Source organism: Bradyrhizobium sp. URHD0069, assembly GCF_000701345.1.
Taxonomy (GTDB): domain Bacteria; phylum Pseudomonadota; class Alphaproteobacteria; order Rhizobiales; family Xanthobacteraceae; genus Bradyrhizobium.
In genome coordinates this window covers 1-21606 of sequence record NZ_JNIJ01000059.1, presented here as the reverse complement: position 1 = coordinate 21606, position 21606 = coordinate 1, and the positions used below count along the sequence as shown (strand labels likewise).

26 protein-coding genes and 1 pseudogene are annotated in these 21606 nt (G+C 56.4%); 12 read left to right on the top strand and 15 right to left on the bottom strand.

What is annotated here, in order from left to right:
- The 4 genes and pseudogenes from N554_RS41205 to N554_RS0127300 all read left to right on the top strand — a co-directional run.
- Window positions 1-125 (top strand): annotated as a pseudogene (locus N554_RS41205) (IS110 family transposase); the annotation flags it as partial.
- 827 nt (window positions 126-952) lie between these two features.
- Window positions 953-1552, top strand: a complete 600-nt coding sequence (locus N554_RS0127315) for a recombinase family protein (RefSeq protein WP_029586402.1) — start codon at window positions 953-955, stop codon at window positions 1550-1552.
- Between the two features lie 527 nt (window positions 1553-2079).
- Entirely contained in the window at window positions 2080-2232 is a 153-nt protein-coding gene (locus N554_RS40375; RefSeq protein WP_156042129.1) for a hypothetical protein, read from the top strand.
- Between the two features lie 175 nt (window positions 2233-2407).
- Entirely contained in the window at window positions 2408-2629 is a 222-nt protein-coding gene (locus tag N554_RS0127300; RefSeq protein WP_029586401.1) for a hypothetical protein, read from the top strand.
- A 293-nt stretch (window positions 2630-2922) separates the two neighbouring features.
- On the opposite strand, the gene N554_RS36480 is transcribed toward N554_RS0127300, so the two are convergent.
- Both N554_RS36480 and N554_RS40370 read right to left on the bottom strand, forming a co-directional pair.
- Window positions 2923-3141 carry a hypothetical protein gene (locus tag N554_RS36480; RefSeq protein ID WP_156042128.1) on the bottom strand — a complete coding sequence of 73 codons (219 nt, stop codon included), beginning with the start codon at window positions 3139-3141 and terminating at the stop codon, window positions 2923-2925.
- Between the two features lie 173 nt (window positions 3142-3314).
- Window positions 3315-3518: a hypothetical protein gene (locus N554_RS40370; protein ID WP_029586399.1), complete on the bottom strand. Its 204-nt coding sequence runs from the start codon at window positions 3516-3518 to the stop codon at window positions 3315-3317.
- A 1404-nt stretch (window positions 3519-4922) separates the two neighbouring features.
- On the opposite strand from N554_RS40370, the gene N554_RS41200 reads away from it, so the two are divergent.
- Both N554_RS41200 and N554_RS41195 read left to right on the top strand, forming a co-directional pair.
- Window positions 4923-5081, top strand: coding sequence for a hypothetical protein (locus N554_RS41200; RefSeq protein WP_197033771.1), 159 nt, complete (start codon window positions 4923-4925; stop codon window positions 5079-5081).
- Between the two features lie 18 nt (window positions 5082-5099).
- Complete coding sequence (locus N554_RS41195) at window positions 5100-5267, top strand: hypothetical protein (protein ID WP_197033770.1); 168 nt, start codon at window positions 5100-5102, stop codon at window positions 5265-5267.
- Between the two features lie 74 nt (window positions 5268-5341).
- Here N554_RS41195 and N554_RS38875 read toward each other — a convergent pair whose 3' ends face one another.
- From N554_RS38875 to N554_RS0127245, 3 genes are all read right to left on the bottom strand, one after another.
- Window positions 5342-5503, bottom strand: a complete 162-nt coding sequence (locus tag N554_RS38875) for a DUF2934 domain-containing protein (RefSeq protein ID WP_081851435.1) — start codon at window positions 5501-5503, stop codon at window positions 5342-5344.
- A 641-nt stretch (window positions 5504-6144) separates the two neighbouring features.
- On the bottom strand, window positions 6145-6324 hold the full coding sequence (locus N554_RS40365) for a hypothetical protein (RefSeq protein WP_156042127.1): 180 nt from the start codon (window positions 6322-6324) through the stop codon (window positions 6145-6147).
- Window positions 6325-6369: 45 nt separating this feature from the next.
- Window positions 6370-6726, bottom strand: coding sequence for a PRC-barrel domain-containing protein (locus N554_RS0127245; protein WP_029586397.1), 357 nt, complete (start codon window positions 6724-6726; stop codon window positions 6370-6372).
- 693 nt (window positions 6727-7419) lie between these two features.
- On the opposite strand from N554_RS0127245, the gene N554_RS38870 reads away from it, so the two are divergent.
- A complete protein-coding gene (locus tag N554_RS38870; RefSeq protein WP_081851434.1) occupies window positions 7420-7749 on the top strand; it encodes a hypothetical protein in 330 nt (109 codons plus the stop codon).
- A 1231-nt stretch (window positions 7750-8980) separates the two neighbouring features.
- Here the strand turns inward: N554_RS38870 and N554_RS0127230 are convergent.
- On the bottom strand, window positions 8981-9214 hold the full coding sequence (locus N554_RS0127230; protein WP_029586396.1) for a hypothetical protein: 234 nt from the start codon (window positions 9212-9214) through the stop codon (window positions 8981-8983).
- 194 nt (window positions 9215-9408) lie between these two features.
- On the opposite strand from N554_RS0127230, the gene N554_RS0127225 reads away from it, so the two are divergent.
- From N554_RS0127225 to N554_RS0127215, 3 genes are all read left to right on the top strand, one after another.
- Window positions 9409-10140 (top strand): Abi-alpha family protein, encoded by a 732-nt coding sequence (locus N554_RS0127225; RefSeq protein WP_051677744.1) that lies wholly within the window; start codon window positions 9409-9411, stop codon window positions 10138-10140.
- Between the two features lie 67 nt (window positions 10141-10207).
- Window positions 10208-10402: a hypothetical protein gene (locus tag N554_RS0127220; protein WP_029586394.1), complete on the top strand. Its 195-nt coding sequence runs from the start codon at window positions 10208-10210 to the stop codon at window positions 10400-10402.
- 420 nt (window positions 10403-10822) lie between these two features.
- Window positions 10823-11596: a serine protease family protein gene (locus N554_RS0127215; RefSeq protein ID WP_029586393.1), complete on the top strand. Its 774-nt coding sequence runs from the start codon at window positions 10823-10825 to the stop codon at window positions 11594-11596.
- Window positions 11597-12453: 857 nt separating this feature from the next.
- Here N554_RS0127215 and N554_RS0127210 read toward each other — a convergent pair.
- The 4 genes from N554_RS0127210 to N554_RS0127190 all read right to left on the bottom strand — a co-directional run bounded on the left by N554_RS0127210 (window position 12454) and on the right by N554_RS0127190 (window position 15871).
- On the bottom strand, window positions 12454-13338 hold the full coding sequence (locus N554_RS0127210) for a hypothetical protein (protein WP_156042126.1): 885 nt from the start codon (window positions 13336-13338) through the stop codon (window positions 12454-12456).
- Window positions 13339-13347: 9 nt separating this feature from the next.
- Window positions 13348-14094: an abortive infection family protein gene (locus tag N554_RS0127205; RefSeq protein WP_029586391.1), complete on the bottom strand. Its 747-nt coding sequence runs from the start codon at window positions 14092-14094 to the stop codon at window positions 13348-13350.
- Between the two features lie 875 nt (window positions 14095-14969).
- Window positions 14970-15416, bottom strand: coding sequence for a hypothetical protein (locus N554_RS0127195; protein WP_036054273.1), 447 nt, complete (start codon window positions 15414-15416; stop codon window positions 14970-14972).
- Window positions 15413-15871 (bottom strand): recombinase zinc beta ribbon domain-containing protein, encoded by a 459-nt coding sequence (locus N554_RS0127190; RefSeq protein ID WP_197033768.1) that lies wholly within the window; start codon window positions 15869-15871, stop codon window positions 15413-15415. Before N554_RS0127190 ends, N554_RS0127195 begins: the two co-directional genes overlap by 4 nt.
- Before the next feature lie 388 nt (window positions 15872-16259).
- On the opposite strand from N554_RS0127190, the gene N554_RS0127185 reads away from it, so the two are divergent.
- Entirely contained in the window at window positions 16260-17459 is a 1200-nt protein-coding gene (locus tag N554_RS0127185; RefSeq protein WP_029586387.1) for a cupin domain-containing protein, read from the top strand.
- Window positions 17460-17704: 245 nt separating this feature from the next.
- Here the strand turns inward: N554_RS0127185 and N554_RS0127180 are convergent, their stop codons facing one another.
- From N554_RS0127180 to ligD, 4 genes are all read right to left on the bottom strand, one after another.
- Window positions 17705-17935, bottom strand: coding sequence for a hypothetical protein (locus N554_RS0127180; RefSeq protein WP_029586386.1), 231 nt, complete (start codon window positions 17933-17935; stop codon window positions 17705-17707).
- A 95-nt stretch (window positions 17936-18030) separates the two neighbouring features.
- Complete coding sequence (locus N554_RS0127175; RefSeq protein ID WP_029586385.1) at window positions 18031-18528, bottom strand: hypothetical protein; 498 nt, start codon at window positions 18526-18528, stop codon at window positions 18031-18033.
- 382 nt (window positions 18529-18910) lie between these two features.
- On the bottom strand, window positions 18911-19291 hold the full coding sequence (locus tag N554_RS0127170) for a hypothetical protein (RefSeq protein ID WP_036054271.1): 381 nt from the start codon (window positions 19289-19291) through the stop codon (window positions 18911-18913).
- Complete coding sequence (ligD, locus tag N554_RS0127165) at window positions 19291-20214, bottom strand: non-homologous end-joining DNA ligase (protein ID WP_029586383.1); 924 nt, start codon at window positions 20212-20214, stop codon at window positions 19291-19293. The genes N554_RS0127170 and ligD overlap by 1 nt, the downstream gene beginning before the upstream one ends.
- 130 nt (window positions 20215-20344) lie before the next feature.
- Here ligD and N554_RS36475 point away from each other — a divergent pair, with 130 nt between their 5' ends.
- Window positions 20345-20521 carry a DUF3606 domain-containing protein gene (locus N554_RS36475; RefSeq protein ID WP_081851436.1) on the top strand — a complete coding sequence of 59 codons (177 nt, stop codon included), beginning with the start codon at window positions 20345-20347 and terminating at the stop codon, window positions 20519-20521.
- Between the two features lie 555 nt (window positions 20522-21076).
- Here N554_RS36475 and N554_RS0127150 read toward each other — a convergent pair.
- Window positions 21077-21606 (bottom strand): ferritin-like domain-containing protein (locus N554_RS0127150; RefSeq protein ID WP_029586382.1); only part of this gene is annotated, 530 nt, incomplete at its 5' end.

Below are 21606 nucleotides of genomic sequence, written 5' to 3'. Positions count from 1 at the left end.
TCGCCAAGCGCAACGGGCTCCGCAAGGCCAAGGTCGCGGTCGCGCGTAAGCTCGCGGTCATTCTCCATCGCATGTGGATCGATGGAACCGAATTCAACTGGTCGAAGAAGGAGATTGCTGCCTAACCGGGGAGCATACTGAGATCCCGCCAAACAGGCGGGAAAGACGTCCCTGCCGGGACGATGGCGATGGTGAGTTCGACCGATTTTGTGCGAGCGTCCGAAGGGCCGACCGCGATTGCAACATTGAACCGCCAGCGTCACCTAACGCCATCATGCGGAGGGCTTACCCCTATCGCGGAGAGAACAGTGGGCCCGGCAAGGATGATCGCTGGAGAGCTTGACAGTCAGACCCGGAATTAGAGAACAAAATCGACACTTTTCGGACCTGACGATCGCGTTCGGTGACGTCTGTTCGTCAGGGGATTTTGTTGCAAAACTCGAAAATCGAACAACCCAAAAAATCTCGCGAAAGTTGATCTTTGGACTTCTCTGCGGCTGCGTCGCTCATTAGCGCCACTACGGAGATCCGTGATCAATTTTGGATGAAACGATATGGTCCCTCACGTCGCTGCGCGTAAAACGCATCAGCGGCTCTAAAAATTTTCGTTCGTTACCCCAAAAAGACTTTTGCAACAATATCCAGGGTGGAGCGGACATCGTTCAGGACCGCCCCTTTAGTCTCTCACATCTGCTGCTGGAACGTCGCGGCGGCGTTACAGAGACGTTTCACCGGCCTTACGATCGTTTCGGACGTAAGCATTCAAGCTGAAGATGTCGGCTCATCGGGATAAAGCGCGCATCGTTCCTGCGCTAGACACCACCGCGAGCGCAGGCCGGCCGCTTCCTGCCCATACCAAAAACCCCTGCGTGATCGATCCGAATAAACCTGCGAAATCAGAGTCGATCTTTTCTTTTCAGGAGCATGATGGTTTCAGCAAGGAAGAACCTCCATGAAAAAGCGCGTCGCCATCTATCTACGGGTCAGCACATCCAAACAGGACACCGAAAATCAACTGCGCGAGTTGAGCGCTGTGGCCGATAGGTCGGGATGGGAGATTTGGAAAGTCTACGAGGACGCCGGCATAAGCGGCGCCAAGGGCAGGGATCACCGCCCTGGCCTAGACGCCATGATGAGGGCGGTGAACGCGAAAGAATTCGACATGGTCGCGACGTGGTCAGTGGATCGGCTCGGTCGATCGCTCACCGACCTGCTCAGCATTCTCCAGGGCCTTCATGAAAAGGGTGTCGGTCTGTTCCTCCACCAGCAAGGACTCGATACTTCGACGACCGCCGGCAAGGCCATGTTCCAAATGCTTGGCGTATTCGCTGAGTTCGAGCGGGGGATCATTCGAGAACGAGTTAATGCTGGGCTCGCGCGCGCCAAGGCGAACGGTACGAAGCTAGGCCGGCGCCGGGTTAAGCCCTCGGTGGAGGCTCGAATATTAGAGTTGAGGGCCAGCGGTGATGGCATCCTCAAGATTGGCAAGAAGCTCGGCATCGGCACCAGCGTTGTGCAGCGAGTTTTCAAACAAGAGCCCTGGCAACCTTGAGCGTGGTTCGATCGAAGCAGAGTTCGCCGGCCATCAGACATTGAAGATGACACCTGCTATGGCCGCTGGCGTGTCTGAGAAGTTGTGGGAAGTACGTGCACCCTGATCTCGCAATCTTGCGTCAGGTTCTCCATGTTCACGGGCGGCCTTGTACCGCCGCGTTCCGCGTGGAGAGGCATTTCAGCGCGGTGCACGGATCGGAACTCTTGGCGAGCATTACCATTTTTGTTTGTTCGTTTCCACAACAGGCTGTCGCATGAAAATCGTGGAGCATCCCGAAAGCCACGTCGTCAAACTGGACTATGGATCGACGTGGCAGATTTTCCCCGGCGATATAGACCACGCCCTTGCATGGTTGCCGACGATCAGCTGCGGCTGTTCGAGATAAACGATGAGGTTGCCTCGCATGCGCTCATCAATTCCGATGATGGAACCCGTGTGCGCGCGCACGTCCTCAGGGAGAGGAATGGCCTTTGGGAAATCTCAAGGATGTATTGAAACAGGGATGACATTGTTCGGAGCGTTTAATGTATCCGTGGCCGACCGGCGATTTTGATAACTCGATGGACGTGGCCCTCGACACCGCAATGAATTACCTCGAACGCACTGGGCAGGCTCAGAACTTTGTTGTGGCTCAGCGCGTGGCGGCGATGGCCATCTTGCGGCTTGGAAGAACATGAACCGAGTTTAGCCGCGACTAAGCACCCGCCCCGAATGGCCGTCTTAAACGTGAGGTGTGCAGGGCGCGATCGGGGAAGCGGCACCGGAACCCTGCTGAACAGTTAGCTAACTACGATCTTTTCCTAGGAACGAATTTCCGGTCTCCGTTTTGTCGTCAGGATGGGAGACGATAGCATGGCTGAGGGAACAGTAGCTCTGGCCGTAGATACGGCTTGGCGCGTTTACCTTGTTACCCGTGGTGACGTTCACTCGAACGATGCGCGCCGCTGCACCCTTGAGAAATACCTTGAGCATCGTGTCCAAGCCGGTGAGACGGATGTCGATGATCTGGCGACTGATGGCCTGGCCTATCTCAGAAGGTTAGACTTTTACCAGGGACGAGAGTTCAGTTATTGATTGATGACGTTGCTGAAGGGGGCGGGTGCCATCAAGGGGCCAGTCTGTGAGCGATCTCTCGCCGAACGAAAATACATTCCAACCGCGAACGCGCGATATTAGACAGGAGCCAGCTAGTCAAAATATAAGATATCACTTCCGCCGTCTCGCCCAACCCAGCTTCACGCCCAAGCGTGACTAACAGAGCGGGACCGCCGGCGGAGGTTAAAACCCGGCGCTGCCGAGGCGGAACGTTCAACTCTGGTGACGCGAATTCGATTCAAGCTGGCGTCGCCGAATCGTTCCGACCGGTATCAGAACTCGTTCCAGCCGTAAGTTCGCGCAGCTGGATTTGGTGACTTAGATCGCAGGCCGATTGTCGTTTGGGACGGCGGCACTGACACCATTTGCATTGGTGGGCTGGCCGCAAGCTTCTGCGATCTATTTTCCACGTACAAATGCCCGACCACCAACATCACGGCGGCAAATACTAAGACCAACATTGCGCTGGCCAGTTGGTCGATTTCGTTCATACCCACCACATCCATCGATTGGACCTTTTCCAGAGGAGAGAACGGTTGCTGGTTTGCTGAGTTCCGCCTGATTGTCAGGAACCTGACGCTGCTAAAATTGTTCAGCAATCAAATGAAGAAGCTGCTGATACTTGCTGCGGCGGCGTGGAGCAGATCTCATCGTCCGGACGAGTCTAGTTGAACATCGTCTTGACCGCCTGCCAGAACGATAGGCCTTCCCGGTGTTGATGTTCAGCGGTTGGCGCCGGCTGAATGGCGCTGACCGGATCGATCAAACCTGCTTCCAATCGCGCATGCTTCTCCAGGTCGAGCCTCTCGGCCTCCCGGCGATCCGACTCATACTTGTTGACCGGAGCGGGATTGGCTTTCTGAGCCATTGCTTACCCTCCCCTTTTTCCGTGACAGAAGCCAACGGGTCCCAGGTTGAGTTCGTTCCGTGGCGATCCCAAAAAGAAAAGCCTTGAGCGTACCGCTCCTCCTCGGGATGCACCCACTTGTGATCTCGCGCGTCTCAGTTAGCTTGATCATGTGCACCGGCGGCGCATAGCGGCCCTTCCTGCACGATCGGCATTTCAGCGCGGCTTCCAGTCCAGATCGGCGCGGCGTGGACCGCCGATACGATCAAACGGGAGATTGGCCCGCGTGCCGCCGCGACAACATTCGACTTCAAGTAAGCCGTAGCCGCCGTCAGGCATTGCCCGATTGTCGGCTATGAGGCGCGCCGGGTGAAGAAAGCCGTGAAGAAGGTCGGCACCAGCCGCAAGCGCGGCGAGCGCGCGATGGGACAGTAGCTGGCACCTTCGTCGGCTGGGCTAGCTGAACGTGAATGGTCCAAACATGCTTGATTGGACTACGGATTCAACAAACAACCCAGTTCCCTTCGCGAGAATGTGACTGCGCGTATTGTGCATCGGGACTTGTAATGGCTCGATCATTAAACGCGGGTCTTCTATGTGCAGCTCCGAGCACTCTTTGTCGGCTTTCATCAAGAATGCCGATGAGTCCCGTGCATCCAGTCAATGACGCGGGGCCAGATCTCTCGATGGGCACGCCGGCCGACGAGCGGTCCTACGTGCTGCAGCCCGACGCCGATTTCCGGCACGTACGTAAACACGCTTGCATTCCTCAGCGGCTCCAAAGCCGATGAGGGCGGAACCAAGCGGCTTGTTTGGTCCACGACAGCGGCGATGGGTATTTCGGCAAGCGAGTCGGAAGGGGCTAAACGGCCGAGCACGCGAAGCTCGTTGCGCGCGAAGCGGTCTTGGCGATAAAGCAAATCAACCACGCTTTGAAGCAATGGAGCGGGCGGTGCGAATTCGTCTAGGCTCCAGCGAATGACCCGGGCGCGGATGGCAAGGGCTTCAACATCCGGCAAGCTGGCCCAGGCATCACTCCAACGCCCAAAAGCAAATTCCTCCGGAGCCGCGGCAACGCTGGCTACATCGAGAAGACTTCCTGGAATGGGCTCAACCGTCCTACCGAAAAGCCAACGGTCTGTGATACAACGCGACCGGACAGGTAACAAGGGAGAGGCGCAAAAAGCCCTTCCAATTGGCACGCGGGGCCATCGAAATACTCCACTCAACTGAACTGAATGCTCACATAGGAGACGCGCCAAAGGCTCAAAAGTGCCGAAAATTGAATCATCTACACTCGGGGCAGGTGTCTCCGATCGATGCCATCACATCCTCGATCGCGCGCCACCACCGGATTTGGGCCGCGTCGATGCGTTCCTGCGGAACTGACAGCCCATTTGCGCTTTAGGGGTACGGAGGTGCCCGATGAGCAAAGAAACGCCCGCCGACGATCCCCGTCAGAAAACGGATGGTGGCTCGCTCAAGCAAACCGACAAGCCCTGGAAGGGGCCGCCGGAGAAGGAACAGAAGCCGAGCGATCACACGCCGGATCTCGAAAAGTGGCAGCAAACCCACACGCATTAATGGAGAGGGACGATCGCGGTGAACAAACCGGTTGGCGACAATGCGCGCAAGGGCGCGGTGAAGAAGCGGATGCAGTTGAAGAACCGGCTGACCAAGACCTCGACCAAGCGCAAGAAAGTAGGCGGGCAGTTCATGGCAGTCAAAAAGAGCGCCAAAAAGTTCAAGGGCGTGCGTTGGGAGAAGTGATGGGCAAGGCAGCGCTCATCGCCATCGCGATCGGCGTTGCCAGCTTAATCGGGTTGGCTGTGTTTGTGATTCAATTATAGCAGCGGGACGGTTGTTGGTTCGTTTGTCTCGCCTTCCGCATCCAGTTCAATCTCTGCCTGCCGCCAGAAATCATCTGACTTTCCCTCCGGGCAACCTGCCTTCTCCCAAACTTGGTGGGCGTAATTACGTATCTGCTCTTCTGGATACTTGGGCATTGGATTCTCCTCGTTAGTTTATGTTGTGTTCGTACCGATCGCGCACGATCTGGTCTGAACCCTTTCTCTGGTATATGTTCCGGTAGCGGGTATGCAGGGTGCCGTAGATCAGTGCACTCAGGAGAATGAACGCGCCAGCGAAGTAAACGATTTCCATGGTGACCTCCGGAGAAAAGCCCGCCGTGTTCGGGCGTTCACGGCGGTCAGTAGGATGAAGCCTCGGGGAAAGCTTCGCGGGTAAAATGCGCTAAATGCAAAACCGTTCCTGAGTTCGGTAGCGTACCAACCCGTTGGTACCACTGCTTTTTTAATGAAACCGAATGGCTCCATCTGCGTTTACTTGCCCGAGAACGGGAAGTACGGCCATGGACATAACCCGCTGCCCGAAGTGTAATAAACGACTGATAGCGGTGACGGACCGTGGCAGGACCGAACTCAAGTGCCCCAAGTGTGACGAGATAGATCCCATGAAAACCGAGGCCGCGAAATGGGCCGACAGTCCTTTGGTTCCTCCGATGAGGGCCGCCTAATAAAGTAGCGGAGCGAGGAGCGTTGTTGTGGACTGCTGCGGAGCCGATCACGGAACAAACAGTGGCTTCTGTCATCTACAAAAGTAACCAGCTTAAAGCGACCAGCTTTTGCTATTTCTTTTCTGCAGGATTACGCTGCTTGTGTTCGGGCTCCGGTACCTTGCCGGCGTCGTCACTTTGGGGACCAGTACCCGGTATATTCTTTGAACTAGAATCTTGCGCCCGATCCTGATCCGTCGGCTGTTCCTGGTTCTTTTTGTCCAGCTCGATACCGTGACGTGATTTTTTCATCCCCGGTCTCCCTCACAAAGGGCCCGGCTAACCGGGCCTTGGGTATCAGACGTAAGACACGCCGTAGTAGTCGTCCACGGAGCGAGTACGGCTGGTGTCGGACCAGTTCCAGCTATCATCGTTGGCATATTTCGGTGCGCCTTCGAGTCTCGCCTGGGTAATGCCTGTCACATACCCTTCCAAATTGGTGTCATATTTCAATGACTGCCAGGGGAGTGGGTAGTGTTCGTCACCGATCCCAAGGAAGCCGCCAAAGCTCAGTACCGCATAGGATATCGTTCCGCTTACCTTGTCGATCATCAACCGTTCAATGGAACCGATCTCCTGATGATCGGCGCCGTACACGGCGGTGCCCTCTACTTTGTCGCTGCCGATGAGGCTTACCGTTTCTCGCTCTGCCATTGTGCGTCTTCCATGTTTGTATCATGGGAAACAGGCAGTTCCGTCGTTCGTTCCGTAGGATTGCCGAATGCCGCCCAGTTGCAATTGCCAACATTCGCAATGCTGTGAGCATAAAGGGCACGGAGGTTCCTCATGACGCCTTAGCGGCGCCTTTCGCCAATCGATTGCGCCAACTTGATCCGTTCCCCGGCGACCCGTAGCCACGCCTCTTTGTCGAGAGGTGCCTTCGGCTGCCTGCTCTCGACGCTTCTCAGCTTGCTTGCGGAACCTAGCTCGTCGTCGGACATGACGACGAGATAATGCACAAAGTGAAGTTAACCGCGCGCACGGGACCAACAATCAGCCGATAGGTCGGCACGCCATGGCGTATTCCCGTCTCCATGGTGATGCCCACACGCGGAACACTCAAAGCCGCTCATTCCCGCGCGCAGACCATAGCCTCGTGCGGCGGTAAAAAGCTCCGCATTGACACGTTCGGTGCTGGTCGATCATGGAACTTTTTTCACTCCGCACGTAACTTTTTTCACTCCGCACGTAGCCAACGCACAACTCTACCGTCGGCCAACAGAATGATCCGTTAATCAATATGAACGGATGTTCAACCACTTATCGCCGATTTAATATTGCGAGAAGGAACGTTAGAGCATCGACGTCGATTACCCACTCTATATGTTTTATTGTTGGAGTGAGGAAATGAAACAGTTAGCTATTGTTTTTGCCGTCGGTGCAGCCGCGCTGCTCGGCGGTTCCACGGCAAACGCTGCGGACAACACGGTGAAGGCGAAGGCCGACGTGACGCAACAGCCGACTGACTTCAGCTCACGTGATCGGCACTATCGTAACTACCGCCACTATGGCTATCGTAGTTACCGACGCCCATACGGTAGCAGCTACGGCTACGCTCCCAGGCCGTACTATGGCAGCGGCTATGGCGGCGGTTACGGAGGGCCGTACTATGGCGGCGGGTATGGTTACGGCGGTCCGAGCGTATCCTTTGGCTTCGGCGTAGGCCGGGGTTGGTAATACAAAAGAAAAAGCCCGCTGTGCGGGCTTTTTCTTTTCTATTATTATTTGGCAATTCTCCGCAGTGAAGTGCACGGCCGCTAATTGCCTCAGTGATAAGTTTGTTGAGCCGTTCGATCCTGCGCCGTCAACAACCCCGTCCACCTTTCGCTCTCGTGCGGGCTTTCCGCGGCGTCGAATTTGTAGCGGTTCATATAACACCCTCTGCCTCCGCCGCATCGAGTGAAGCGGAGGAAGCGGAAGGCTCGATGCTTTTAATGTGTGATGAGTGGGCGGCTAAGCGAGAAATGGTAGCTACGTGCTCGGGCGAGCGCAGTGACAAGCGGCGCGCCCCAAAGCGGGTTTTCGAGGCTCATCCGCCTGTTTGTACCGAAAAGTTTATCCGTGTTGACGACGGTTGATGACGCCCCGGCATCACCTAAGGTGGCGGAATGATCGGGCTCCTGTGGTTCATCGTGGCGGTCTTGGCCTCACCATTCAAGTCGAAGATCCGGCTTCAGGCTGAGAATGCCGCGCTCGATATTAGCTGGTGATCTTGCGGCGCAAGCGCATCCAAGCTGGTGATTAGCGGATGGCGGCCTTGGCCCGCCCTTGCCAGAAACCCGCCCTGCTAGCCCGCCAGAGTTTCGCTGAATACGCTGGGCTACGTGGAGAAGGTTCGACCCCAGTTCCTCTCCCTCCGCCAGCTTGGCCAGCCCCGGATTTTCTCCGACAAAATCTCCTCGCGATTTAGCCCAATATCTGCGGTCATTTTTTATTTTGGCCCCCGACTGCCTCTCTCGCCCGATCGCTCAATTTATCTCCAAAACCTGCGTTTATCTCCAAACCTCTGGACTTCGCCGATTTAGTACGGTTCTGAAAATCCGTTGGATATCAGGTCCTTGCAAATCGACGCCGCAAAGCGGTTTGAAAATATTTCTTGGACGAGCGAGAGGGTTATGTGCGCTCCTGGCGAGCCACGTCGAATGGGCTAGCCCTCGCGCACTGCGACGCTCTCCTCAGGCGAACTCTCATTGGCAGACAAGATCGGTGAAGAGGGTCGTAGCAGGCGCCCAACCGCAGGCCCGGCGGTGCGCCTGATCGATTTGCCGGCTGGTGCGGGTGCCGGACTGGGGCCGTCCAGCCGTTCCAGGCATCCATTGGTAGCGGCATTGCGGTCGGGTTCAAAGGCCGCTGTGATGGCACCGCCATGAGCAAAAAATCGCGACAGGTCCTCTTCTTGAACGCCAACTCACTCATGAGGCGGAAGGGTTAGCCCCTTGAGTGCCACTATTCCGTTTGGATCCATTAGGGTTTTCTCCGAGGGCACTTGATCCGCGCGCCGCTGGCGGTGGCCGACCAGTGCGTCAGCCAGCAACAATTGCAATTGCTTGGCCGGGTTCGTCGACGAACCAGCCCTCTGCGCAATCGCCACCGAAGTGCCGACCAGTGCCAGCAAAGCTATCGTCGTGATCAACTTTCGCATAATCAGTTTCCGGGTTGGGGCCTCCTCACGATCATGGTAGCGGGGAGCTCGATCACAAGGTGCGGCAATTCGCTCGGCCGCTAATCATGTATCAGCTGCCTAGGCGATTGAGCTACGCGATCATCCGGGGATTGAATAAGGCTAGAATTTCGTTACTCAGTTGCGGGCCATAAAAAACGGAAGGCGCACTGCCGGTGAATATCAACCTTGGAGATATCGTCCCGAAAGAGCTTCTGAATAAAGTTTACGACGATGCGCTTTCTGGCTCAGCAAAGCAGGTGGGAAAACTAAGCGAAGATACGATCAAGACAGCCAGATTGCTTCTGGCTCCTCTGCAAGTTGGTGCAGCACTCCAAGAGCGTTTCGAACGCATGATGGAACGGATCTCGCGCCGTGTACCAGATGAGCGGAGGATCGAGCCGCCTGCTGAAATCGTTGGCCCCACCCTGGAAATGATACGCTACGTCAGCGATGATGGTCCGTTGTGGGGAATGTTCGAGGAGGTGCTCACAAAATCAATCGACCAAGATGGTCACGAAAAGATACATCCCTCGTTTCCTCGACTCATTGCGCAATTAAGCCGTGACGAAGCATGGATGCTGTACCGGTTGCGCGATCGAGATTTCAAGGTAGTTGATTCTCTTGACCTTGATCGAGCTGCAAACAAGTTCTCGAACCGCGTTGTAAAATCCAATGAGTTACCGAGCCAAGAACTCTACCAGGCCGCGCAAGTGGAACTCTACTTTGCTCACTTGTCGGCGCTCGGTCTTGTAGAATGGCCAGTGGAAAACCAGGTGCCAATCATGACTGGCGGCGTGCAAGCCGGCATTACTCGACATAGCACAATGAGACTAACGGAATTCGGCAAGCTATTTGTAGCCGCTTGCACTCCTCCAGATGGATTTGAGCGCTTCGCAAAAAAATAGGTTTGATACAAACCCCTAATTTAACCCCAACCATTGAGCGACACGTAAGGCGGCTTAGAGGAATCCAATGAGTGAACAAAACAAAGACCCGCTTGAGGGGTTCGACTTCATCAACTTTGATCCCACGACGCAGCGGGTGACGATCCAGATCCATCCTTCAATTCTGAAGAACCCGCGCAGTGTCGCTGCGATCGAGAAGAAGTGCGAGGAGATCATCAGGGCCGGGGGCGTCGACGCGGTCGATATAGTTCCACGGAAGTGATGTGTCGGCAGCGGGGCGTAAGCCGATTTAGGCTAAACCTAGGCGACAGCCTCCGATTTCCAAATTAATCATCGCCGGCTCTGCAACGCGCGGACTTTATCGACAGATGCCTATTGGTTTGGCCATCTGCACGCGCAGTACTCTCGACCGAGAAGCGCAAACGGCAACGTAGGGAAGCTGATGCTGCCCGGTTATATGAGACTATTGAGAGGTTCGTAGGCGAACTACTGCGAGCCAAGGCGCGTCAGGGTGGCACCGGACGCGTCGGGAGAGCTATGAGCAAGAGGTACCCCGGCCAGTCAGTCAACTAGAAACGAATCCACGAGTCCCTAAAGGCCCCTGGGGCGATCTCGGAGATCCAAGGTGACAGACAGCGGCCATCGTTGTTAATGGTACTGGGAGAAACCCAAAAGGTTTTGTATGCCGGATATCCCGAAAACATTTATCGATAGCACGGTTACGCTGCTCGCATCGTCTCCGGTTGGCACCGGGTTTGTTATGCGCATCTTCGATCCAGGCACGCGCGTAGACAACCGATATCTGATCACCTGCGAGCACTGCGTGAGACCAGCTGTCAAGGCACGATTCTGTACCGGCCTCACTGTTGATCTTGCGAACAGTGATTGGACCCGTTCTCACACTCAAGATGATGTTGTTGCAGTCGACTTGACTGATCGTCTCTTGCCTGCAGCTGACTTTGGATACATCGACGCCGATCTTGTTTTGCAACGCAATGCTCCACACTATGGTATGGGATCTGATGTATACATGCTTGGAACGTTCGTCAGCGAGAAGGATATAGGAAGAAACGTTCCCAGGGCTAGATTCGGCAACGTGAGTGCTCTCGCCGAGGACGACGTTCCCATCCTGCAAGGCAACGGCATCTTGCGACCCGCACATCTCGCCGACATGCGGTCGCGAACCGGATTTTCTGGCTCACCAGTATTGTGCTATCTCTATATGTCCGGGCTGAGCGGCTCAGCGATCTATCGGGAAAAATTATTGGGCGTACACAGCGCGCAATATCCCGAGCGTATCAAGATTGCAGAACCCTCAAGCGAGTCAGTCGTCGAGATTCCTTCGAGTATGACGAAGATAGTTCCCGCGTGGACAATCATAGAGCTTCTCGACACCCCCACATTTAAAGCAGATCGTGACCGACGCAGCGCCGTCGCCGCGACGAAGGAAAGCTGACAGGACGTCAGTCGGTTTGCAGGCAGGTCAGAGTGGTCGCGGGATACTCCAACAACAACGCGGTCTTTAGTCGCCATTTTAAGTAGCGCTTTTTGAAATTCTCCTAAATCGCACGCGCTGTAGGACCTATCAAGGAACCTGAGCGCTGGGCGCAGTCGAGTCTTCGCCGCGACGGCGGAACAGACCGACGAGGTAGCGGTCAGTGCTTAAGTCAAATTCTGTCAATCCGGCGCTGGACATCTGCCTTAAACCATCGTCGGGTTGCTTCAACTTTTGGAGAGCGAATAATCTACTGATGTCAGGGCAGGGCAATCAGTAAGCTTTCTGTGTGGTGGGATGAAAGAGAAATCTAAGACCGGTCGTGTATTGAGAGATTTGAGACAGGTTGCCGAGGAGGAGAAAGAGCGGGCGAAGCGAGAAGCTGAGCACCAGATGTGGAACGCGCCACCGACACCTGAAAATGTTGAGGAAGAATGGTCTGTATCTGACTGGATCGAAGAGGAAGAGCGAGAGCTTCAGGCAATCAAGGATGCCTACCCCGTAGGGTCAGTTCGCGCACGAGAGCCGCGAAGTATTCACTCTCCTGTCCCTTCACCGCCATGGAAGCGCAAACTGCGACCATGACTAATTGATGCGATCAAGCAACCTTACCACCGCCGTAGGGTGCCATGTGCCACCAAGGGAAGCCGCCCGGCCGCGAGCCACGGAGATCAGGCGGCTGGCAGCGGCCCCACGTTCACGTACAGCGACTACTTCGAGCGGGTACCGTGGCTGTCACAGACTCACCGGGCTCTTCAATCTCAAGCACCGCTTCAAGGTGGAGATCGAGGAGGCGCCGGAGCGAAACGTTCACGGATTCAAGGGGTATCGTCTGAAGCAGGAGCAGATGGCGCTCGCTGTGTTGCTCGCTCTTCCTGCAAACGAATAGATTCGCCACGCCACTGATCGAGAACAGCCTGAAACTGTCCGTCGTCCTTCTTCTTGTGCTTCCCGCAGTCGCAGCTCTCCCCGATGATGAACACATCACCGCAATCGTCGCACATGTCCACGTTAATTGTCATGTTGCAGCCAAAGCAAACTGGCTTGTCGTGCCAACCGATGACGAGCCAGTCTTGGCGGCATTCGGGGCAGCGGTGCGTTCCTTCGAACTCTTCTGGGTTATCTTCCTTTTCTTCGTCCCCATCAGGCCACTCCGACCGTAGCCATTCGTGGAAGCGGTGTTGCGCAAGGCCGTAACTTTCGCTGTACTCAAAGACGCGCCGGCATATGTCGCGGAGAATTTTGCCGTCAATATCACCGTCGAGTTTCCGCTCAAGAACGAACTCAACAAAATATAGAATGAATTTCAGGGACGACGCGATGATGGCGTTGTCCTCCTTTTCGTTATGGTCGTAACGATGGTGTTCAATCCGGTTCCGGACCCGCTGGATGTTCTCGATGGTCCTTTTCTCTTCGTCAGGAATGCCGAGCCCAAGGTTCTCCAGGCGAGCAAGGGCTTCGCGGACGCCAACCGTCATGGCTTCATCGGTGATCTTCGCGTCGATATTTTTATAGATGAGAATGGGATTAGACCGCGCCAGTTGCTCCTTCAAGAACAGCTCGATGGCATGGAACACCGTGAGAATCGCGTGTTTGCGGCTGGAGTAGCTTTCTTCCTTCAAGAAGAACTCCATTCCGATGCGCAGCGAATCGACCGCGTTCTGGTAGATCGCGCTCGCGATATCGTCGCTCTTCATTGCCATGATGTTGCTCTATGTGTTCCGCGCGATCCATGTGTCCACAAGAAACGTCGCCATCGCTCCGGCGAGGTTCACGGCAAGTTGCGCATGACGGGCGGACGGTCGAACAGGCTTGCCGCCCTGACCGTGTGCATCACCAATTTTGTTTCGCAGTGAACCCAGGCCTTCCACGACACTCGTGACACCGCCAAGGATGCGCTTGAAGGCGTCTTCCGTGTGCTGGCTCGGGGCAATCTGAAGGTTCATCGCGACAGCACGATACAGGGCAGGCAGGTCATCCTTGTCTGAATATGTTTCGCTTGCCTCATCGAGAATCCTTTTGCAGACCGTCTCCAACAGGGTACGCGCGCTCGTAATCGCGCCATCGGGGTCGGTGTGGCGCCGGTCGAGCGCCTTCTGCCAAACGATATGAACGCCGTCAGCATCGAACTTCTGCAAAACGTCAGTCGCTACGTTGTCGACCGGTGCCGCATTAGCCCCCTCCAAATAATTGATGAGCGGCGTCATGGCGTCCCTGACGTGCGTCTCGCGAGGAGCCCAATGCGGCGAGTACGGCTTGATGTATCCCCAGAAGTGGCTGAGATCGCGACCCGTACGCACAAACTCCGGCAAGAGCGGCTTCAGCACGGAGTCCTGCATCAACTCGGTGCGGAGCTGCTGATAGAAGCCGGTACTGGACCTATCACCTCGGCACGCGGCCAACAGCACGTTCTCAAGGCTCTTTGCCTGCTCGCGCGGCGTGTCGGGAAAATCGGACATGTTATGCGGTGGCCTTTTTGGCGTTTGGGTCGACGCTACCCGGCCAATTGTTCGGCGGAGGAACAGGCGGCGTAGTCGCGGGCATGGACGTTTCCGGTAGTGCGAAAATCACATCGCCGGTTTCACCAGCGCGTTCGAATAACGCGTTGTATTTGTCCTGTCGGACAGCCACGCTTATAGAGCGAAGATAGAGATATGTCCCAATTACCGTTCCATAGTTTTTCCTGAAGTCGCCGTTGCGTTTTGCGATTTCCAACAAGTCGGACCCCACGCTTTGGTCTTACACGATTTGGCCTCCTCGATTGTCCCTCCAGCGTTGGTCCGGCGGGGTAGCCCGCAAGCCGCCCATCGAGAGCTAAATCGTTGATTTGCCCGACGGGGTGAGTCCAAATTTGGCCTGCTTTGGCGGATTGCGGAAATCGCTCGCGTTCCATAACAGCGGATCAGGAAATGATTGCCGTCTGCAAGGTACCGGCGTTCAAACCCCGATCAGTCAATCCCTTGTGAAATCCTCTCGGCGAGTGGGGTTTACGCGCAGACAGCGCGCATTCTGCTGAATGACATGCCTGTTGGTCACCGCATACACAGCGCCCTGCGGGCGCGGGAAGCCTTCCAAGGGGACTGAGACAAGAAACGCACTACCCCCTATGTCGATAGCCTTCTTGGCCTCGTGTTTCCGACCGATACAGGTAGGCCACGCATTTTAGGTAATCGTCAGCAATACGAGGCATCGGCGGCTCCCACACCTCGAAAGGCGTGCCGCGCGAAGAATATCGCGTGCAAACCGTCGGGGGCTAGAGCTAATGGCCGCAACCTTTACTTGGCGTCAAGGGATAGACCTGCAGCAAGCCCCCCGGTAGAAACAGATCGGATGCTCATCGGACGTGCGAGGTCGCTTGAGGCACTCCGCACAGCACTGAATGCTGCAGCTTCCATGCCGCTGGCATTGGCTTCAGCAGATCATCAAGCTGAAGGGTGGTGGGTTGGCGTCCAGTGAGGATCGCCTCAATGATGTCTGGCGCGATTAGGGTTAGGCGCAGGATACGGCTTAGATATGAATCGTTGACCTTCTCGGCCTTGGCCAATTCTGCCGAGGAGCTGTATTCCCCGCTTTCGAGCATTTGCCGCCAGCGGTGGGCGCGGACGATGGCCTTGACGAGGGCAGTGTCGACGCGCGGCGCGGGCGACCATGGTGCCGCTCCCCGCGGTGTTAGGATCTGCTTGCGACCGCTGCGCTGGAGGAAAGTGACGGGGATGCTAACGGTGGCAGTGCGCCCATCCTTGCTGACGCTGGTTTTGATGACTTGAACGGCGGTCGTCATGCGGCATTCCGCTGAGTAGTGGAGTTGCCGGTCAATTCGCCGATTAGAGAGGAAACGCCAGCGATCCGAAGCTTGATGTCGACCCGGTCGGTCCGGACATCAACGCGCTCGACGAGCAATTGAACAACGCGGGCTTGTTCGGCAGGAAACAGTTCGTTCCAAAGCGGGTCGAACGCCTGTAGGGCGTTGCGGACCTCGGACTCGGTCAGGCCTTTGATGGATTTGCGGGCGCTGCGCCATGTCTGGACGATGATTTCGGGAGAGAGCAGCAAAATGCGGACCTGATCGATCACGATCTTCTCAATCTCGGCGGCCGGAACGCGCGCAACGGGACAATCGTCCGAGCCGTGCTTAAGGACGGTCTGGCTGAGGTAGTAGCGATAGAGCCTGCCATTTTTCCGCGTGTGCGTCGGCGACATAGCGACGCCGGTGGGGCCGAAGATGATTCCTTTCAACAGGGAGGGTGTCTGTGCCCGTGTGGCGGCCGCTCGCCTGCGCGGATTTTCCTGGAATCTCGCCTGGACCTTGTCCCAAATCAAACCTGTTAGCTCGTACCAGATAGTGCCTTAGCCTTTTATTGGCGGGAAAATGACGAAGGTCGGGCACGACAGCAACGACCGCCTGCAGTAATAAGACGGTCTCAATGTGCAGCCCGCGCTGGACCGTTTCTTTGCGCGCTCGATTTTAATTCGGGGCGGGAACGATCCGATCCGCGATAGTTTAACTTAAAAGGTTGCAAGGACTCGACTTCAGTCCCTCCAGATCGGACCGAGTTCTAGGTAAGCGGCTCCTTCCTGCGTTACACCGTTGGGACTGGGGCACATCCAGAACGGGAGCCCGCCCATGTTAAATCCGACACGCAGAACCCTCCTCGCCGGTGCCGTCGCCCTTGGCGCAACGGCCGCGTCAGCTCAAGAGCAACCGGTCGAAGGCAAGCGCGGTGCACCAATACTCGGTCCGCATAATGCAGCCCGGGAAGCGCAGAATCCCGATATCCTGCGGCCGCCCGAAACCGACAGCGGCGGAATTCCAAATTTGCATTTCGCTTTTGCCGATGCGCACGTCAAAATGCGCGAAGGCGGCTGGTCACGGGAAGTCACGCAACGCGAAATGCCAATTGCGACCACGATCGCCGGCGTGAATATGCGCCTAACCGCCGGAGGCGTGCGCGAACTGCATTGGCACAAGCCTGACGAATGGGCCTTCATGTTGGCCGGCAAGGCCAGAATTACAGCGATCGACAAGGACGGGCACAATTTCGTGGACGACGTCGGTCCAGGGGATCTCTGGTATTTTCCCAGTGGAATACCGCATTCTATCCAAGGCCTCTCACCGGAAGGTACCGAATTCTTGTTGGCCTTCACGGACGGTGGTTTCTCGGAGGATAGCACTTTCGCGATAACTGGCATGTTCGCGCACTTCCCGCCGGAGGTTCTCGCCAAGAACTTCATGGTCGACAAGAAGGTCTTCGACGACATTCCGAAGCACGAGAAGTTCATCTTTCCGGCCGCGGAGCCACCCTCGCTGGAGCAAGACAGGATTCAGAGCCCCGCTGGGCCGCTTCCGCGGGATAGAAACATGAGTTTCCGCCTGATGCAGATGCAGCCCACCCAAGCACCCGGCGGTACTGTACGGATTGCCGATTCGAGCAATTTTCCTATTTCGACAAACCTTGCTGCAGCGCTGATCGAAGTTCAGCCAGGCCACCTGCGCGAGATTCATTGGCACCCGAATGCCGACGAGTGGCAGTACTACATCTCCGGGAAGGCGCGCATGACCGTGTTCGCCACACAAGGTGCTGCGCGCACGTTCGACTACCTTGCCGGCGATGTCGGCTACGTGCCATTGTCCATGCCGCATTATGTCGAGAACACCGGCAGTGATCCGCTCCGGTTCCTCGAACTGTTCCGCGCGCCGCATTTCGAGGACATTTCGCTCGCGCAATGGATGGCGCTCACGCCGCGTAATCTCGTCACAGCGCACCTCAATCTTGATCGCCAATTCCTGGACAACATCAACAAGAACAAGCAGCCGGTCGTGTAGGTATTGTGTCTGATCGGTTATTTGCTGCGGGCCGCCTTGGTCAAGCGGCCCGCTATTAAGACACTGCGTTTGGTCCTGCAGGCACAATGCGAATGCGCGCAGCCTCTCGTCGAGAGGTCAAATCAGAGGGATACATCCCTCGTAATAGCACTTTACACTCCACCGTGGGTATCGCATTGGCGAAGATCAGATGCTGCTTCGCAACTGGATTTCCGATAAAGCGAGACCGCGCATCGAAATTGCTATCAAGCCCTGCGCTTAACCGGTTTCTTCTTGTGGGAAGTGAGGTTCTTCAAATACACAAGGCCGTCAACCGTGAGCTTGTCGGCATTGTGCTCTCCGCGCTCGGCAAGCGATGCGATGTACGCTGTAAGTAACGCCCGGCGATTGTTGTTCCCGGCAATGTCGTGATCGAGAGAGGAGAAGATGCCCCATACTCGGTTGGTCACCCGTTCGACTGTAGCCTCATGCACCATGAGAGATCCCTTTGCGGGACCAAACAGGTAAGAAGTCATTTGTTCCATATGAAGACAGCTAACCCGGCTGAGCAGGTTCGTTCCGTTCCACTGCCCTAATTGCGAGGTAACGGCACAGCGCGGGTTGTCTTCATCTGCGTGACGTAATTGCGGACGGCCTTGCTTACCGATCGTATGGTTCGCCAAGCCTCAGTGGCTTCTAGCCATGATTTGGCTTGTCGGAACTTGGCGTATGCCCAGGCGAATGCTGGAATCTTCATCAACTTGTCTCGCGTGAGGCTGAATAGGCGCTCGACCAGAACGAGCTTTAGAAGTTCGCCGACGATCAACGTAAGAACGCTGCTCATGATCTGGCCCGTCGACGCCAGATAAGCCGCTACAGGTTTGACCGGTTCTAGGATGATCACAGGCACGGAAAACAGCGCGAGCGAGGGGTAGGGCCGTAGCGATCTGATCCAGGCCCGCAGTTTCCTGAGCACTAAGTGCTTGGCGATCCAATTTGAGACCGGCTTGGCCACGGCAATGAAGGCCGCGTCCACCAGGAAATATATGGCGGCTAAGACGTAAGTGACGGGTTTTAGAATTCGGTTCACGCCGCGCCTCTCCGCGAAACCAAAGCCCGGACGTTCAAATGGTTTCACTTACCAATGGACATCCGGGCCTAATTGTTGGGAACCTGTGGGCCTTTGCTGCCGGACGGTTTATGGTTGCAAAGTATCTGCAAAATTGAAGGCGAACCATTTGTGTTTGTCGGAGGCATCGATGCCGGTATAGGCGTCGAGGCAGCCGCATCAGATCACGCGCTCTTGCTGGGGGATTGCAGAGGCTGATCGACTTTTCGACAGCCTCAAAACTCCAGCCCTTGGCGGTCTGGCTGACATCGCTCCGTCGCTGGGGAGAAAATTCCCGTAATCGATGATCGCTTTTATTGCAGGTCCTCGCGGATGCCCTTGCTCTCGGCTGAACCTGTCTGTGTTACCGTCCAGCAGGCGAGGGATCGACAATGGACTTGGACGCGCCGCCGGGCGCAGGCTGCATGGGCGGTGGCGTGCCTCCCTGTGGACTTTCCGCTGGCGCGTTCTCTGAGCCGGTCGAGAGTGGCCCGGTCCATCCTTGGGGCTGCAACTGGCCCTTGTTGTCGGGCAGCACTGTGCGTCCGGTGCTATAGGTCGAGTCGCCCGGCTTTTTGTCTTCGCTCTTTGTTTGTGCCGTAGCCATAGTTGTCCAAATGACAAGACAGAACACTGCAAGTGCAAGGCGCATGGTCAATCCTTCGAGAGGTTCTTTTTTCAACTGGCGGTGCAGCGAAAGGTTCACCAAAAAAATTGTCGCGTTCAAAGCCGACGTGGCGCGCATCATAAATCCTCCCGGATACCTTTGAAGTACGGATGGCGCAGTTTGCCTTCGGCCGACTTGGCGCGGTATTCGATCTCCGCCTCCAATGACGGTTCAACCCATATGCCCTTGTGTGCGATCTTTTTGGCGTAGGGTTGCGTCTTGCGGATCAGGGGTTTGAGCCGGGCCTGAACATCCTTTGCTGATGCAGTGTCAAAGCCATGGTCAACCTTTCCAGCGTAGATCAGTTGGTTTCCCTTGTGGCGCCCGACGTAAATGCCATCGAACTCATTTTCTTTGATGGCGAAGCCGGCAATCGGCAGCGTCTCGCGCTGCTGGCACGTCACTTTCACCCAATCGTTACCGCGCCCCGACGTGTACCGGCTGTCTCGCACCTTTGAAACCACGCCTTCCAGTCCGATGGTGCACGCGTGCTTGAACATCTCCCGGCCGTCGATCTCGAAACTTTCGCTGAACTGTATGGCGCTCTTTGCGATCAGCTTTTTCAGCATTGCTTTTCGTTCAATCAGCGCGAGTTGTCGCAGATCAAATCCGTTGAGATAGAGCAGGTCGAATGCGACCATGACAATTTTCTTTGACCTCCCGCGTAATTCGTTCTGAAGCACCGAGAAATCAGTAGCCCCGTTAGCTGCCGGGACCACCACTTCGCCGTCAATGATGGCCGTTTCCGCATTGATGAGGAATGCGTCGTGAACGATTTTCTTGAAACGCTTAGTCCAGTCGTTGCCCCGGCGCGTGAAGACCTTTGGGTCGTCCTCGTTGTGGACGTGCAGTTGAACGCGATAGCCGTCGAACTTGATTTCGTGGATCCAGCGGCCACCCGACGGGATCTTTTCGACCGATGAGGCCAGCGCGGGCTCGATGAATCCCGGGAAGGGCGCCTTGATGCCGATTACAGCCGATTTTCGTCGCTGGAACGCCACAACAAACTCCACGCCACAGAAGAGGGATTTAAGGCGGGGCCAGCGGATTCGTTCCGGCTTGGCTGCAGCCATCATGAGGCTGGAACTCGAAACCTTTGTCACGCGTTGCGTTCGGGACAAGGAGAGCGGGATGGCGAAAAAACAGACCAGTCGCGGACGCAAACAGGACCGAGCTCGCGTGGCAAGCGGGCAGAATTATGAAGTCGGGTATGCGGCAGAGAAGTCCCGCAAATCCGAAGCTGCCGTAAAGAAAGCCGTGAAGAAGGTGGGCAGCCGCCGCAAGAGGGTCGACGACCTGGCGTGGTAGCCGTCATCAGTGACTGAAGCCCTCGTCATCGATGTCGGCCTCAAAACCCTTCGGCAATCGTGGCGGGTTTTCGCTATCAGCCGGGTTGCACCATGGGCAGGGCACCCCGGCGCCGCCGCACTCGCACGCGCGATCACCCTGCCAAGGTCTGCCCGGGTGGTCCTCGCAAACCCAGCCGCAGTCGTCACACAACTCGCACTTCATCCAGGGACCTGTCTCAGGCATCGTTCAGCCGGGCGCCCCCTGATGGTCGCTGACACGATCTGTTGGGCCGTATGGCCGGTTCGGGGCAGCTAGCCGAAAGCGCCAGCAGCGATCTGGTTGCTGGGGCCGACATGGGGCTTCGGATCGCTTGCATTGGGTTCGATGGCGTGGCTGGTCGCCGCAGACTTGTTATGGCGCTTTAGACGCGTGGCACGCATCGTCCGCTGATTTATAGCTCGCAGCCATTCGATTGTGAATCGCCGCAGACCGGCTTTCCACCTCGCGAGACAGGGCGAAGGGCGCGCTCTGGTTTGCAATCCGACGAGTTCACCAACCGCGCTTCCGCTCTGGCTACTCGGCGCCCTCGACTGTTGCCTGCTCGATCGCTGCCGGCATTTTGGCTACTGACATCAGCGATCGCGCCACCTGATTGAGAAGCTGGTCGGCGTTTTCTTCTTCGCCGAGCGATTTGGACAATAGCACCACGATCGCGCTCTGCCGGAGCTGCTGGGCGAGATTGCGGGCGGTGGTATAGCCGGACATTTCGTAATGCTCGACGCGTTGCGCCGCGCCGATCAATGCAAGATCGGCGGCGGCATCCTCTTTGTCTTCGCCTTTGGACATGACCTCCTGGCCTTCTTCGACGAGGCCCATCATTCCCTTGCAGGGCTTGGCGCGGGCGGTCTCGCCTAGCAGCTTGAAGCATTCGTTCAACCGCTCGATTTGCTCTTCGGTTTCGGCGAGATGCTGCTCGAACAACTCGCGAAGCTTGTCGAAACGCGCCGCTGCGGCCATCTTGGGGAGCGCTTTTGTCAGTTGTTTCTCGGCGTGAAGGAGGTCGCGAAGTTCATCGATCAGGAGTTCGTCGAGGCCTTCCGGAC

Excerpts from the sequence above, each read along its gene's own strand:
- N554_RS38870 (WP_081851434.1), top strand. The coding sequence starts at position 7,420 with ATGAAACAGTTAGCTATTGTTTTTGCCGTCGGTGCAGCCGCGCTGCTC.
- N554_RS41200 (WP_197033771.1), top strand. The coding sequence starts at position 4,923 with ATGAGCAAAGAAACGCCCGCCGACGATCCCCGTCAGAAAACGGATGGT.
- N554_RS0127245 (WP_029586397.1), bottom strand. The coding sequence starts at position 6,726 with ATGGCAGAGCGAGAAACGGTAAGCCTCATCGGCAGCGACAAAGTAGAG.
- N554_RS0127185 (WP_029586387.1), top strand. The coding sequence starts at position 16,260 with ATGTTAAATCCGACACGCAGAACCCTCCTCGCCGGTGCCGTCGCCCTT.
- N554_RS40375 (WP_156042129.1), top strand. The coding sequence starts at position 2,080 with ATGTATCCGTGGCCGACCGGCGATTTTGATAACTCGATGGACGTGGCC.
- N554_RS0127195 (WP_036054273.1), bottom strand. The coding sequence starts at position 15,416 with ATGACGACCGCCGTTCAAGTCATCAAAACCAGCGTCAGCAAGGATGGG.
- N554_RS0127315 (WP_029586402.1), top strand. The coding sequence starts at position 953 with ATGAAAAAGCGCGTCGCCATCTATCTACGGGTCAGCACATCCAAACAG.
- N554_RS0127300 (WP_029586401.1), top strand. The coding sequence starts at position 2,408 with ATGGCTGAGGGAACAGTAGCTCTGGCCGTAGATACGGCTTGGCGCGTT.
- N554_RS0127205 (WP_029586391.1), bottom strand. The coding sequence starts at position 14,094 with ATGTCCGATTTTCCCGACACGCCGCGCGAGCAGGCAAAGAGCCTTGAG.
- N554_RS36475 (WP_081851436.1), top strand. The coding sequence starts at position 20,345 with ATGGCGAAAAAACAGACCAGTCGCGGACGCAAACAGGACCGAGCTCGC.
- N554_RS0127220 (WP_029586394.1), top strand. The coding sequence starts at position 10,208 with ATGAGTGAACAAAACAAAGACCCGCTTGAGGGGTTCGACTTCATCAAC.
- N554_RS40365 (WP_156042127.1), bottom strand. The coding sequence starts at position 6,324 with ATGAAAAAATCACGTCACGGTATCGAGCTGGACAAAAAGAACCAGGAA.
- N554_RS36480 (WP_156042128.1), bottom strand. The coding sequence starts at position 3,141 with ATGAACGAAATCGACCAACTGGCCAGCGCAATGTTGGTCTTAGTATTT.
- N554_RS38875 (WP_081851435.1), bottom strand. The coding sequence starts at position 5,503 with ATGCCCAAGTATCCAGAAGAGCAGATACGTAATTACGCCCACCAAGTT.
- N554_RS0127210 (WP_156042126.1), bottom strand. The coding sequence starts at position 13,338 with ATGGCAATGAAGAGCGACGATATCGCGAGCGCGATCTACCAGAACGCG.
- N554_RS40370 (WP_029586399.1), bottom strand. The coding sequence starts at position 3,518 with ATGGCTCAGAAAGCCAATCCCGCTCCGGTCAACAAGTATGAGTCGGAT.
- N554_RS0127215 (WP_029586393.1), top strand. The coding sequence starts at position 10,823 with ATGCCGGATATCCCGAAAACATTTATCGATAGCACGGTTACGCTGCTC.
- N554_RS0127180 (WP_029586386.1), bottom strand. The coding sequence starts at position 17,935 with ATGGTGCATGAGGCTACAGTCGAACGGGTGACCAACCGAGTATGGGGC.
- N554_RS0127170 (WP_036054271.1), bottom strand. The coding sequence starts at position 19,291 with ATGCGCGCCACGTCGGCTTTGAACGCGACAATTTTTTTGGTGAACCTT.
- N554_RS0127230 (WP_029586396.1), bottom strand. The coding sequence starts at position 9,214 with ATGCGAAAGTTGATCACGACGATAGCTTTGCTGGCACTGGTCGGCACT.